Source organism: Micromonospora sp. NPDC051006, assembly GCF_044456245.1.
Taxonomy (GTDB): domain Bacteria; phylum Actinomycetota; class Actinomycetes; order Mycobacteriales; family Micromonosporaceae; genus Micromonospora.
In genome coordinates, this window is the sequence record NZ_JBITFP010000016.1 from 1 (window position 1) to 12,853 (window position 12,853).

The 12,853-nt window shown below is 75.7% G+C and carries 10 protein-coding genes; 6 read left to right on the forward strand and 4 right to left on the reverse strand.

All coding sequences use genetic code 11. The annotated features are described in order from the left end of the window. Positions 1-197: 197 nt before the first annotated feature. Positions 198-665, reverse strand: a complete 468-nt coding sequence (locus ACIBBA_RS22370) for a hypothetical protein (protein ID WP_396699917.1) — start codon at positions 663-665, stop codon at positions 198-200. Between the two features lie 213 nt (positions 666-878). On the opposite strand from ACIBBA_RS22370, the gene ACIBBA_RS22375 reads away from it, so the two are divergent. Then, the gene (locus ACIBBA_RS22375) at positions 879-1,763 is read left to right on the forward strand and encodes a virginiamycin B lyase (protein WP_396699918.1); all 885 of its coding nucleotides are present in this window, start codon (positions 879-881) and stop codon (positions 1,761-1,763) included. A gap of 100 nt (positions 1,764-1,863) precedes the next feature. Here the strand turns inward: ACIBBA_RS22375 and ACIBBA_RS22380 are convergent, their stop codons facing one another. After that, positions 1,864-2,739 carry an LD-carboxypeptidase gene (locus ACIBBA_RS22380; RefSeq protein WP_396700017.1) on the reverse strand — a complete coding sequence of 292 codons (876 nt, stop codon included), beginning with the start codon at positions 2,737-2,739 and terminating at the stop codon, positions 1,864-1,866. Between the two features lie 212 nt (positions 2,740-2,951). Between ACIBBA_RS22380 and ACIBBA_RS22385 the strand changes: the two genes are divergently transcribed. From ACIBBA_RS22385 to mptB (ACIBBA_RS22405), 5 genes are all read left to right on the forward strand, one after another. Then, entirely contained in the window at positions 2,952-3,719 is a 768-nt protein-coding gene (locus tag ACIBBA_RS22385; protein WP_396699919.1) for a type 1 glutamine amidotransferase, read from the forward strand. Beyond that, the gene (locus ACIBBA_RS22390; protein WP_396699920.1) at positions 3,719-6,736 is read left to right on the forward strand and encodes a bifunctional [glutamine synthetase] adenylyltransferase/[glutamine synthetase]-adenylyl-L-tyrosine phosphorylase; all 3,018 of its coding nucleotides are present in this window, start codon (positions 3,719-3,721) and stop codon (positions 6,734-6,736) included. The genes ACIBBA_RS22385 and ACIBBA_RS22390 overlap by 1 nt, the downstream gene beginning before the upstream one ends. After that, positions 6,648-8,306, forward strand: coding sequence for a hypothetical protein (locus tag ACIBBA_RS22395; protein ID WP_396699921.1), 1,659 nt, complete (start codon positions 6,648-6,650; stop codon positions 8,304-8,306). Before ACIBBA_RS22390 ends, ACIBBA_RS22395 begins: the two co-directional genes overlap by 89 nt. Positions 8,307-8,373: 67 nt before the next feature. Continuing rightward, positions 8,374-9,786, forward strand: coding sequence for a polyprenol phosphomannose-dependent alpha 1,6 mannosyltransferase MptB (gene mptB / locus ACIBBA_RS22400; protein WP_396699922.1), 1,413 nt, complete (start codon positions 8,374-8,376; stop codon positions 9,784-9,786). Positions 9,787-9,800: 14 nt separating this feature from the next. Further along, positions 9,801-11,330, forward strand: coding sequence for a polyprenol phosphomannose-dependent alpha 1,6 mannosyltransferase MptB (gene mptB / locus ACIBBA_RS22405; RefSeq protein WP_396699923.1), 1,530 nt, complete (start codon positions 9,801-9,803; stop codon positions 11,328-11,330). Between the two features lie 87 nt (positions 11,331-11,417). On the opposite strand, the gene ACIBBA_RS22410 is transcribed toward mptB (ACIBBA_RS22405), so the two are convergent. Together ACIBBA_RS22410 and ACIBBA_RS22415 are read right to left on the reverse strand one after the other, a co-directional pair. Continuing rightward, entirely contained in the window at positions 11,418-12,407 is a 990-nt protein-coding gene (locus ACIBBA_RS22410; RefSeq protein WP_396699924.1) for a hypothetical protein, read from the reverse strand. Further along, positions 12,404-12,769 carry a PadR family transcriptional regulator gene (locus ACIBBA_RS22415; RefSeq protein WP_396699925.1) on the reverse strand — a complete coding sequence of 122 codons (366 nt, stop codon included), beginning with the start codon at positions 12,767-12,769 and terminating at the stop codon, positions 12,404-12,406. The genes ACIBBA_RS22410 and ACIBBA_RS22415 overlap by 4 nt, the downstream gene beginning before the upstream one ends. Positions 12,770-12,853: the final 84 nt, after the last annotated feature.

Here is a 12,853-nt window from a genome sequence, read left to right on the forward strand (position 1 = left end):
CGAACTCAACGGACGACCCCGCCAAACCCTCGACTGGCAGAATCCAGCCGAAGCACTCAACAAGCACCTCGTTGCAACAGCCGCTTGAAACCGCCTGGTCGGGACACCGCCATCTCGCCGACCTGGAGTCGATCAACGAGCGGCAGCAGGGGCGGGCGCGCAGCGTGGACGCGGTGCCCGCCGGCCCCGGCTGCTGGTCACTTGCCGGGCGTACCCGCGGGTCCGCCGTGGCCGCCGTGGCCGCCGCGCATGCCGGGGCCCGGGAAGACGCCGGCCTCCACCGCCTTGGTGATCGCGTCGGCCTGCTCCTGGGTGAGCTTGCCGTCCTTGACCGCCTGGTCGAGCCGCTCCTTGAGCCGCGCCTGCTGGTCCTCGGTGGACGGGCGCTCCGGCCGGTCGGCCTTCTGCTGCTCGCGCACCTTCTCCAGGGCCGCGGTCACCTTGTCGGTGGAGACGCCGAGCTCCTTCGCGAGCGCGTCGGCGAACTCCGCCTGCCGGTCGGCCCGCTGCTGCTGGCGGTCGCCGTTCTCGGTGGCGCTGGCGCTCGGCGTCGAGCCGCCGCCGTCGGCGGCGAAGGCCATGGTCGGCGCCGCGATCCCCACGCCGAGTACGCCGGCCGTCGCCAGCCCGGCCAGCAGGTGCTTCTTCCTGATCGTGCGGTTCATGCTCTCCTCCTCGGTTGGTGATGCGATGACCTCACCGACAGTGACCAGCCCGGCTGGGCGAGACCCGTGGCGAGGCTGTCAGCCAGCTGGAAATCCGGCTCCGGGACCGGACAATCCGGTTGCATCGGCGCTCCGGGGTGGGCAGAGTCGCCTCGTTCAGCGCCGTCCGCGTCATCTGCTGGCCGGTCGACCGACCACGGAGAGGCAGGTCTCGTGACCGACCCCACGATCCGGGAGATCCCGCTGACCGATCCGGGCTCCGGCCCGTACGCCGTCACCACCGGCCCGGACGGCGCGCTGTGGCTGACGCTGGTCCACGCCGGCGGCATCGCCCGGCTCGGTCCGGAGGGCGCCGTACGGACCTGGTCGTTGGGAGCGCCGGAGAGCCGGCCCCTGATCATCACGCCAGGCCCGGACGGCGCGCTCTGGTTCACCCGCTCCGGCGACGACCGGATCGGCCGGATCACCACCGACGGCGAGTTGGGCGCGGTGGCCCTGCCCGGGGGCACCGCGCCGTGCGGCATCACCACCGGCCCGGACGGCGCGCTCTGGTACGCCGCGATGGGCGCGGACGCCGTCGGCCGGGTCGACACCGACGGGACGGTGACCACGTTCGCGTTGCCGGTGACCGGGGCGTACGCCTCGATGATCGCCGTCGGGCCGGACGCGGCGCTCTGGTGCACGCTCAACCAGGCGAACGCGATCGCCCGGGTCGGCCTGGACGGCTCGGTCACCGTGCACCCGCTGCCCACCGAGGGCGCCGGCCCGGTCGGCATCACCGCGGGCGTCGACGGCGCTCTGTGGTTCGTGGAGATCGCCGCCGGCCAGTTGGGCCGGATCAGCCCGGACGGCCGGGCGGAGGAGTTTCCGTTGCCGGACCGGGCTGCCCGCCCGCACGCGATCGTGGCCGACCCGGCCGGCGGGGCGTGGTACACCGAGTGGGGCGCCAACCGGATCGGTCACGTCGACTCCGCCGGCCGGATCGAGACCTACGACCTCCCGACGCCGAACTCGGAGCCGCACGGCCTCACCCTGGCCTCCGACAACACCCTCTGGGTCGCCCTGGAAACCGGCCACCTCGCCCAGCTCACCCCGTGACCCCGGTGATCAAGAGGTTCGCGTCAAAATCCGTGCCGTCGTTGACGCAATGCTCTTGATCAACCCGCCCGCCCGGGGGAGCGGGGCGGGGAAAGGGGGGTCAGCGGACGGCTGGGGTGGTGGTGAGGGTCCCGGTGTCGGTGTCGAGGGTGGCTTCGGTGCCGACGGGGACGGTGAGCTGGCCGACGCCGTGGCCGATCGGCAGGCCGCCGAGGACCGGGACGCCAAGATCGCCGAGCCGCTCGCCGAGCACGTCGGCCACGTTGACCTCCCAGCCGTCCGCGCAGTTGGTGAACTGCCCGACGGCCACCCCGGCAAGGCCGTCCAGCGCGCCGGCCCGGCGCAGCTGGGTGAGCATCCGGTCCACCTTGTACGGCGGCTCCTGCACGTCCTCGATCAGCAGCACCGCCCCGCTCAGGTCCGGCATGTCCGGGGTGCCGAGCGAGGCGGCGAGCAGGCAGAGGTTGCCGCCGAGCAGCGGGCCGGTGGCGCGGCCCGGTACGCGGACCGCGAAGGTCTCCTCCTCGGCGACCGCGGCCACGGTCACCGGTTCGGTGGTCATCAGCGCGGCGTGCAGCGACTCGGCCGAGCGCAGCGGGGTGCGCTCGTCCAGCCAGGCCGCGCCGGGCCCGTGCACGCCGGCCAGCCGGGCCCCGCGCCAGAGCGCGAACTGCAGCGCGGTGATGTCGGAGAAGCCGGCCACCACCTTCGGGTCACGCCGGACGGCGGCCATGTCGACGGCGTCCACCACCCGCTGCGCCCCGTAGCCGCCCCGGGTGCAGATCACCCCGCGTACCTCCGGGTCGGCGAATGCGGCGTTCAGGTCGGCCGCCCGCAGCTCGTCGGTGCCGGCCAGGTAGCCGTGCCGGGCGTACACGTGCGGAGCCAGCACCGGGCGCAGCCCCCACCCGGTGAGCAGCTCGACGCCGCGGGCCACCCGCTCCGGTCGGGTCGGCCCGGACGGCGACACCAGCATCACCGTGTCGCCGGGTCGCAGCACCGGCGGTCGGACGACGGTGGGCTGCTCGGGTGCGCGGTGATGAGGCACAGCGGCTGAGCCTAGTCGGGGCCGGCCGGTCACCCGCGGCGTACCGCTGGGAGCGAGGCGGCGGCCCGTCGGCGAACCGGTGGCAGCACGCCGGTGGAGCCGTTCGGTGCCCCGGCGACCCACCGGCTAGCCTCGACGGCGTGGCAACCGCGCTGGTGATCGAGAACGACCCGACCGACGACCTGCGCCGGCTGGGTGAGTGGCTGACCGAGGCCGGCCTTGAGCTGTGGGTGGTGCGTCCGCACGCCGGGGACGAGCTCCCCGCCGACCTGGAGGGTTACGCGGCGCTCGTGGTGCTCGGCGGCGAGCAGCAGGCGTACCCGCGGGCGGACGGCTCACCCGACGCCCCCTGGTTCCCGGCCGTCGAGGGGCTGCTGCGCAAGGCGGTCCGGCACCGGGTGCCCACCCTCGCCGTCTGCCTCGGCGCGCAGCTGCTCGCCACCGCGCACGCCGGTCAGGTCGAGCGCAGCCCGTCCGGGCCCGAGGTGGGGCCCGCGGTGGTGGGCCGGCGCGACGCCGCCGAGACCGATCCGCTCTTCCGCTACGTGCCGCTGATCCCGGACGTGCTCCAGTGGCACTCCGACGAGATCACCGAGCTGCCGCACGGCGCCACCCTGCTGGCCGCCTCCACCCGCTACCCGCACCAGGCGTTCCGCCTCGGCGACCGGGCCTGGGGTCTTCAGTTCCACATCGAGTGCGACACCGAGATGATCGCTGACTGGGCCACCGACTCCACCCTCCTGACCGAGCTGGGCTACGACCCCGAGGCGGTGGTGGCCGCCTGCGCCGCGGTGATGGTCGACGTCGAGGAGGTGTGGCAGCCGTTCGCCGCCCGGTTCGCCGCGCTGGCCCTCGGCGAGCTGGACGACGGCGCGGCCCGCCGCAGCCTGCCGCTGCTCGGGCACTGATGAGCCGGCCGACCAGCGCACCCGGGCGGCTCGCCCGGTACGGCTTCGGCACCGGCCAGGGTGACGGCGGCGCCCGCGCCGCCGACCTGCTCGGCCCGGACGGGCTGGACCTGTGGCGGCTCGACGCGCAAGAACCGGTGGACGAGCGGGCGGCGGAGTTGCTCGCCGCGCTCTCCCGGGCGGCGGACCCGGATCTGGCCCTGCGCCAGCTGCACCGCATCGTCGAGGCCGAACGCCGCGCCCGCGCCGGGGCCGGTTCGGAGCTGCTGGACGCGCTGCACGCCGACCCGGGGCTGCGCCGACGCGTGGTGGCCGTGCTCGGCGCCTCGTCGGCGCTCGGCGACCACCTGGTGGCCAACCCGGACCAGTGGAGCGTCCTGCGGACCGGGCCGGACGGATGCGCCCCGGTCGCCGACGGGCGGCTGGAGCCGGCCGGCGACGGCAACCCGGTCGCCGCGCTGCGCCAGGCGTACCGGTTGGCGCTGCTGCGCATCGCGGCGGCCGACCTGACCGGCGGCCGGGCGCTGGAGCAGACCATGGCCGCGCTCTCGGCGCTGGCCGACGCCACCCTCGCCGCCGCGTGCGAGCTCGCCGTGGGGGAGCTGCCGGAGGGTACGCCCCGGCCCCGGTTGGCCGTGGTGGCGATGGGCAAGTGCGGCGGTGACGAGCTGAACTACGTCTCCGACGTCGACGTGATTTTCGTCGCCGCCGAGGACGACGATCTGACCGCCGCCACCACGGTCGCCACCCGGTTGATCCACATCTGCGGGCTGGTCGCCTGGCCGGTGGACGCCGCGCTCCGGCCGGAGGGCAAACGCGGGCCGCTGGTGCGTACCCTCGCCAGCCACCTCGCCTACTACCGTCGCTGGGCCCGGACCTGGGAGTTCCAGGCGCTGCTCAAGGCCCGTCCGGCCGCCGGCGACCTGGCGCTGGCCCAGGAGTGGATCGACCAGCTCGCCCCGCTGGTCTGGCGGGCGGCCGAGCGTCCGGAGGCCGTCGAGGACGTCCGGGCGATGCGCCGGAGAATCATCGACAACATCCCGCCGAAGGAGCTGGACCGCGAGATCAAGCGCGGCCCGGGCGGGCTGCGTGACATCGAGTTCGCCGTCCAGCTGCTGCAACTGGTGCACGGGCGCGTCGACGAGTCGCTGCGCGTGCCGGGCACCATCCCGGCGCTGGGCGCGCTGGTCGCCGGCGGCTACGTGGGGCGGGCCGACGGTGAGGCGCTGCTGCGCGGCTACCGGTTCCTGCGTACGGTCGAGCACCGCCTGCAGTTGCAGGGCCTGCGGCGGACGCACACCGTGCCGGACGAGCCGGCCGGGCTGCGCTGGCTGGCCGCCGCGCTCGGCTACGCGGCCACGCCGGGGCGCAGCGCCGTCGAGGAGTTCCGCGCCGAGTGGGTCACCCACGCGAGCGAGGTACGCCGACTGCACGCGAAGCTGCTCTACCGGCCGCTGCTGGAGTCGGTGGCCCGGGTGCCGGCGGACGGGCTGCGGCTCACTCCGGAGGCCGCCCGGCACCGGCTGGAGATCCTCGGTTTCGGCGACCCGGCCGGGGCGCTGCGTCACCTCGAGGCGCTCACCGGCGGGGTGAGCCGGACCGCCGCGATCCAGCGCACCCTGCTGCCGGTGCTGCTCAGCGAGTTCGCCGACGCCCCGGAGCCGGACCGCGGCCTGCTCAGCTACCGGCAGGTCTCCGACAAGCTCGGCAGCACCCCCTGGTATCTGCGGCTGCTGCGGGACGAGGGTCCGGTGGCCCGCCGGCTGGCCCGGGTGCTCTCCTCCTCCCGGTACGCCACCGACCTGCTGGCCCGCGAGCCGGAGGCGCTGCGCCTGCTGGCCGAGGAGAGCGAGTTGGCGCCCCGCCCCCGGGAAGTGCTGCACGAGGGCTTCTCGGCGGCGGCGGGCCGGCACACCGATCCGGTCGAGGCGACCCGGGCCATCCGTGCCCTGCGCCGCCGGGAACTGGTCAGGATCGCGTGCGCCGACCTGCTCTGCCGGGCCGGCTCGCTGGCGCCGACCCCGACCCGCCCCGACGGCGCCGGCAGACGGGCCCCCGGCCTGGCCGACGTCACCGCGGTGGGTACCGCGCTGGCCGACGTCACCGACGCCACCCTGGCCGCCGCGCTGCGGACCGCCCGCGGCACGCAGCCGACGGTGCCGGGCCTGCGGTTCGCGGTGATCGGGATGGGTCGGCTCGGCGGATACGAGTCGAACTATCTCTCCGACGCCGACGTGCTCTTCGTCTACGACGCCCCGGCGGGGACGGACGAGCGCGCGGCCAGCGCCGCCGCGCACGGCGTGGCCGAGGAGCTGCGCCGGCTGCTCGGTGTGCCGGCGCCCGATCCGCCGCTCGGCGTCGACGCCGACCTGCGCCCCGAGGGCCGGCAGGGACCGCTGGCGCGCAGCCTCGCCGCGTACGCCCAGTACTACGCGCGCTGGTCGCGGGTGTGGGAGGCGCAGGCGCTGCTGCGGGCCCGCTTCGTCTGCGGCGACGCCGACCTGGGCGCCGAGTTCGAGGCGATGGTCGACCCGGTCCGCTACCCCGTCGACGGGTTGACCCGCGAGCAGATCGTGGAGATCCGCCGGATCAAAGCGCGGGTGGAGAACGAGCGGCTGCCCCGCGGCGCCGACCCGGCCACCCACACCAAGCTGGGCCGGGGTGGGCTCGCCGACGTCGAGTGGGCGGTGCAGCTGCTCCAGCTCCGGCACGCCGGCGCGGTGCCGGCGCTGCGCGGCACGCGTACCCTCGACGCGCTCGCGGCGGCCCGGGACGCCGGCCTGCTCGACGCGGCGGACGCCGACGCGATGGCGGCCGGCTGGTCGCTGGCCGCGCAGGTCCGCAACGCGCTGATGCTGGTCCGCGGCCGGGCCGGTGACCAGCTGCCCCGGCACGGGGTGGAGCTGGCCGGCGTGGTACGACTGCTCGGTGCCGACGACCCGGGCGAGTTCCTCGACGAGTACCTGCGGACCGCTCGCCGATCCCGGGCGGCGATGGAACGGGTCTTCGACGCCTGACATCCGCCGCACCCTGCTCGGCACCCTCGTCGCGTCGGTGCTGCTGGCCGGTGCGTTCCTGCTCGCGCCGCCGATGGGCACCGACCTCTCGGCGCAGGTGGCCCGCGCCCGATTCGCCGAGGAGAACGGTCTCGCGCCGGTCGACTTCTCCTGGTACGGCGGGGTCACCCAGTTCGGCTACAGCCTCTACACCCAGCTGCTCGGCGCGGCGCTCGGCGTACGGCTGGTCGGTGCGATCGCGGCGGTCGTCGGCGCGGTGGCGCTGGCCTGGCTGCTGCTGCGCGGCGGCGCCCGTCGGCCGCTGCTCGGCGGGTTGCTGGGCGCCGTGGTGCTGGTGGGGAACCTGGCCAGCGGGCGGATCACCTTCGCCGTCGGCCTGACCCTGGGTCTGCTCGCGCTCTGCGCCGTCAGCGCCGCCCGTCCGCCGCGGTGGGCTCGCCTGGTGCTGGCCGGGGCGCTGGCGGTGCTCGCCACCTGGGGCAGCCCGGTGGCCGGCCTCTTCACCGGCCTGGCCGGGGGAGCGATGCTGCTCACCGACGCCTGGCGACAGGGGTGGGGGCCGCGTCCCCGGCCGAGGGCGGAGAGCCTGGTGCTCTGCCTGGCCCCGGTGCTGGCGATCGCGCCGATGGCGCTGCTCTTCGGCAACGGAGGTCGACAGCCGTTCACCGCCGAGTCCATGCGGATCAACGTCGCGCTGGCGGTGGTGGTGCTCGCGCTGGTGCCGGTCCGGGTGCTGCGGGTCGGCGCGGGGCTCACCGCGCTGCTCCTCGTGGCCGCCTACTACGTGCCCAGTCCGATCGGCTCGAACGCGCTGCGCCTGCCGATGCTCTTCGCGCTGCCGATCGTCGCGGCGTTCGTGACGCTCGGCACCCGGTGGCTGGCCGCCCTGCTCGCCGTACTGGTGTGGTGGCAGTCGCCGGTGATGACCAGCGACCTGGCCCGGTCGGGGTCCGCGCCGGTGCACGCGGCGTTCTACCAGCCGCTGCTCGACGAGCTGGGCCGGCGGGCGCCGGTCGGGCGGGTCGAGGTGGTGCCGCTGCGTGACCACTGGGAGAGCGCGTACGTGGCGGCGGCGGTGCCGCTGGCCCGTGGCTGGGAGCGGCAGGTCGACGTGGAGCGCAACCCGCTCTTCTACGGCTCGGGACCGAGCGCCGAGGACTACCGGGAGTGGCTGCGCCGCAACGCGGTCAGCTTCGTGGCGGTGGCGGCGGAGACGCCGCCGGACCGGTACGCGCAGGGCGAGGCGGCGCTCGTGCTGGCCGGGCAGCCCTACCTGCGGGAGGTCGCCCAACCCAGAGGCTGGCGGCTCTACCAGGTGCTCGACCCGGCGCCGCTGGTCTCCCCGCCGGCCCGCCTGGTCGAGTCGACCGGCGAGGGTGTCCGCTTCACCGTCGACGCGCCGGGCGACGTGCTGGTCCGGGTGCGCTGGTCCCGCTGGCTGTCCCTGCGCGGCGGGCCGGGCTGCCTCGCTGCGGGCCCGGACGGCTGGGCCACCGTGCGGGCCACCGCCGCCGGCAGTTACACCGTCACCAGCAGCCTGTTCCCGACCGGGCACTGCCGGTCCAACTGAAGCCGCGCCGGCTCGTCGCCGGTGCCCACCTCCGGAACCCGACCGCCGTACTGGCAGCATGTCCGGCGTGCCTCACCACCTCGCGCGCTGGACCGGCCTGGCGGGAGCGGCGCTGCTCGCCGTGGCCGCCGTCCTCGGCGGAGCGCTGCCCGACGGCAACCTGCGCCCCACCCCGGTCAGCATCTGGCAGGGCCCGAACGGCCCGCTGATCCTCGCCTGCTGGCTGGTCGGCACCGGCCTGCTGGCGTACGCCTGGTGGTCGCTGCGAGAGGCCGAACTCTCCGCCCGGTGGGTCTTGGTCACCGTCGCGCTCTGGCTGCTGCCGCTGCTGTTCGCGCCGCCGCTGGGCAGCCGGGACGTCTACGCGTACGCCTGCCAGGGGGCCAGCTACGCGGGCGGGATCAACCCGTACGAGCAGGGCGTCTCCGCGCTGCCGTGCCCCTGGCTGGACAGCATGTCGTTCATCTGGCGGGACACCCCGGCCCCGTACGGGCCGCTCTTCGTGGTGCTCTCCGGCGCGGTGGTGTCGGCGACCGGCTCGCTGATCGGCAGCATCGCGCTCTTCCGGCTGATCGCGGTGGTCGGGGTGGCGCTGACCGCGGCGTGCCTGCCGGTGCTCGCCCGGCGCTGCGGCGTGCCGGCCGGCCGGGCGCTCTGGCTGGCGCTGGCCTCCCCGCTGGTGGCGGTGCACCTGGTCTCCGGTGCGCACAACGACGCGCTGATGGTCGGGCTGCTGGTGGCCGGCCTGGCCGTGGTGGCGGCCGGGCCGGGCCGCCCCGGCCCGCTGCTCGGCGGGGGTGTGCTGCTCGGTCTGGCCGCCGCGATCAAGGTGACCGCGCTGGTCGTGGTGCCGTTCGCCGCGCTGGCCGCGATCGTCGGCGGCTACTCGATCCGGGCGCTGCTGCGCTACGGCGGTTGGGTGGTCGGCGGCGCCCTCGGCGTGATCGTGGCGGTGACCTTCGCCGCCGGGCTCGACTTCGGCTGGATCAGCGGGCTGGAACAGGGCGGCCTGGTGGTCGCCTGGACCTCACCGTCGACCGCCCTCGGGCAGACCGTCGGCTACCTGGCGCTGCCGTTCGGCTGGCACGGCGATCCGCTGCCGGTGACCCGGGGCATCGGCATGGCGGTGCTCGCCGTGCTGCTGGTCTGGCTCTGGTGGCGGGCCCGCACCCGTGATCCGCTGCGGTACGCCGGCCTGGCCCTGGCCGCCACGGTCGCGCTGGCCCCGCTTTTCCACCCCTGGTACTGGACCTGGCCGCTGACGGTGCTCGCGGCGACCACGCTGCGCACCCGGTGGGTCGCGCTGGTCGCGCTGGTCTCGTCGTTCCTGGTCCTCGCGGACGGCACCGGCCTGCCCCGATACACCAAGACCGTCGGTGCGCCGCTGATGACGCTGTTGGTGATCGTGCTGCTGGTCCGCTTGGTACGGTCGGCTCGGGCGGCCCGCCGGCCGGTCGCCGCCGACGCGGGCACGGACTGAGGAGGTCGTCGCCGGTGACCGGACCCGGCGCACGGCCCGCCCCGGCCGCCCGACCCGACCCGCCCGTGGCGGCCGACGGTGCCCGGGCACGGCTGGCGCGCTACGCCGGTCTGGCCGGCGCGGTGCTGCTCGGGGTCGCCGGCTACCTGGGTGGCGCGCTTCCCGCCTCCCCGCTGGGGACCACCCCGGTCAGCATCTGGCAGGGGCGGCACGGGCCGCTGATCCTCGGGGCGTGGCTGCTCGGCACCGGGCTGCTGGTCGGCGCCTGGTGGTCGCTGCGCCGGGACGCGCCGTCGACCGGTTGGGTCTACCGCACCGCAGGGCTTTGGGCGCTGCCGCTGCTGATCACCGCGCCGCTGGGCAGCCGGGACGTCTACTCGTACGCCTGCCAGGGCTGGGCGTACGCGCACGGCGTCGACCCGTACGCGACCGGGGTGGCCGAGGCGGACTGTCCGTGGCTGGACACGGTGCCCTCGATCTGGCAGGACACCCCGGCCCCGTACGGTCCGCTCTTCGTGCTGCTCGCCGCGCTGGCGGTGCTGCTCGGCGGCGGCTTGACCGGCACCGTCGTGCTGCTGCGGCTGGTCGCCGTGGGCGGGGTGCTGCTGGCCGCGCTCTGCCTGCCCGGGCTGGCTCGGGCCGCCGGCGTACCGACCCGGCGGGCGGCCTGGCTGCTGCTGGCCTGCCCACTGGTCGGCGTGCACCTGGTGGCCGGCGCGCACAACGACGCGGTGATGCTCGGGCTGCTCCTGCTCGGCCTGCTGGTGCTGGTCCGCTTTCCGGGCCGGCCCCGGGGGCTGGTGGTCGCCGGGGTGCTGCTCGGGCTGGCGGTCGCGGTGAAGGCGAGCGCGGTGGTGGTGCTCCCGTTCGCCGCGCTGGCGGCGGTGCTCGGCCGCTACACCGTACGGGCGTTGCTGCGCGACGGCGGGTGGCTCGCCGGCGGGGTGCTCGCCGCGCTGCTGGGCACCTCGCTCGTCTCCGGCCTCGGTCTGGGTTGGGTCGGCGGGCTGACCCACAGCGGGGACTCCGAGCAGTGGACCTCCCCGCCGACCGCGGTCGGTTTCGTCGTCGACTACGCCGGGGCGCTGCTCGGCCGCAAACCCGACGCGGTCCCGGTGGCCCGGGTGGTGGCGCTGCTGCTGCTCGTGGCGGTGCTGGCGGTGATCTGGTGGCGGGCCTGGATGACGCTGCGCCGGCTCAACGACGCCCGGCAGCGGGTGGCCCGGCTGGCGGCGGCCCGCCCACGGGTGACCCTGCTCGGCGGCGGGCTGGCCCTGGCCGCCACGGTCGTGCTGGCCCCGGTCTTCCACCCCTGGTACGCCACCTGGCCGCTGGCGCTGCTCGCGGTCGCGGCGACCCGGACCACCTGGTTCGTGCTGCCCTGCGCGGTCGCGTCGTGCCTCACCCTGCCGGACGGCACCAACCTGGCCCGCTTCACCAAGGCCCCCGGCGCGATCGTGATGACCGCCCTGCTCCTCACCCTCCTGACCCTGACCGTCATCCGCCGTCTACGCGCACCCCGCACGCCCACTCCCACCCCCTAGCCCCGTCCCGTTGATCATGAGGTTCACGGCGGAATCGGAAATCGACAACGCCGTGAAACCCATGATCAAGGCGGTCGATGGGGTTGGTCAGCGGGGGGCGCCGCAGGTGGGGCAGGGGGTGGGGCGGTGGGGGCGGGTTGGGCGGGGGCGGAGGGCGAGCGCCAACGCCAGCAGCGCGGGGCCGACCACCCCGATCAGCACGGCCGTCACGGCCAGCTCGGACCAGACCGCGACGGTCATGCCAACCCCGTCCAGCGCTCCGGCCAGCGGCTGCAGCGCGAGCAGGCCGATGGGGGTGAGCAGGATCAGCGTCGCCCAGACGCCGCGGTGGTCGGCGCGCAGGGCGAGCCCGGCCGCGAGCAGCAGCGCCACCGCGAGCAGCGCGACGGCGGCATCCGGTAGCAGCGGCACCGCCGTCCAGACGTAGTAGCTCCCGCCGAAGGTCCCCGGGGGCAGCAGCTGCAGATTGGTCCCCGCGGCGACGACGACGCCGACGGCGATCAGTGGCGCCGGCCGCAGCGGCGCCGGCAGCGCGTCCGGCAGGCCGAGCGCGACCAGGCCCAACGCGACCTGCGGAAGCAGGACGAACAGCGGCGGGCGTGGCAGGCCGACGAGCGGCGCGGCGGGGACGAGGGCGAGGGTGAGGAGCAGGGCGAGCGCGACGGCGCAGCGCGCCCAGCGGCCGGGGGTCAGGGCGTGCACCACCGCGGCGAACAGCCAGGCGGTCCACGCCCCGATGCCGAGTGAGACGAACGGCCCGGCGGCGGGCTCCCCGAAGCCCGCCGGCGCGGGTCGCAGTTCCAACAGCGACCAGGCCGCGGCCAGCGAGGTGGCGGTGAGGAACGCGAGTAACGCCGCGAGGCGTACCCCCGGGGCCAGGTCGGTGGCACCGGTGGCGCGCAGGCGCTGGCGGAGGCCGCCGCGCACGAGGTCGGCGGCGTCGGCGGGCGAGGGCCAACGCCGGCCCGGTGCGGCCAGGTCGAGGTACGTCCCGACGATCTCCGCGCCCCGGGCGCGGCGGTAGTCGGCCGGGTAGGCGCGTAGCAGGTGGAGGTAGCGCCGCTCCAGGTCGCTCATGCCAGCCCTCCGGCGGTGCGCGGCGCGGCGGGGCGGGCGGCGCGGGAGCGTTCGCGCAGCCGGGCGGTGGCCGCCTCGACGTTGCGGCGCAGCCGTTCGGTCTCGGCGGTGAGCGTGGCGTCGCCGGTGGGGGAGAGGCGGTAGTAGCGGCGCAGCCGGCCGTCGACCACCTCCTCCCGGTCGACGTCCACCAGGCCGGCGTCGACCAGCCGGTCGAGCGCCCCGTAGAGGGTGCCCGGACGCAGCGAGACGCGGCCGTCGGAGAGGGTCGCCACCTCCCGGATCACGCCGTAGCCGTGCATCGGCGCGGCGGCGAGCGCGGTGAGGATCAGGAAGGTCGGTTCGCGCAGCGGTGTGTCCACGCCGTGAAATATATCGGACGCGAAGGTATGTCGGGGGGCGTTATAACGCCACGGGCGGAAAAGTGGCCGGGCCGGGATGGAGTG

Excerpts from the sequence above, each read along its gene's own strand:
- ACIBBA_RS22370 (WP_396699917.1), bottom strand. The coding sequence starts at position 665 with ATGAACCGCACGATCAGGAAGAAGCACCTGCTGGCCGGGCTGGCGACG.
- ACIBBA_RS22410 (WP_396699924.1), bottom strand. The coding sequence starts at position 12,407 with ATGAGCGACCTGGAGCGGCGCTACCTCCACCTGCTACGCGCCTACCCG.
- ACIBBA_RS22380 (WP_396700017.1), bottom strand. The coding sequence starts at position 2,739 with ATGCTGGTGTCGCCGTCCGGGCCGACCCGACCGGAGCGGGTGGCCCGC.
- ACIBBA_RS22390 (WP_396699920.1), top strand. The coding sequence starts at position 3,719 with ATGAGCCGGCCGACCAGCGCACCCGGGCGGCTCGCCCGGTACGGCTTC.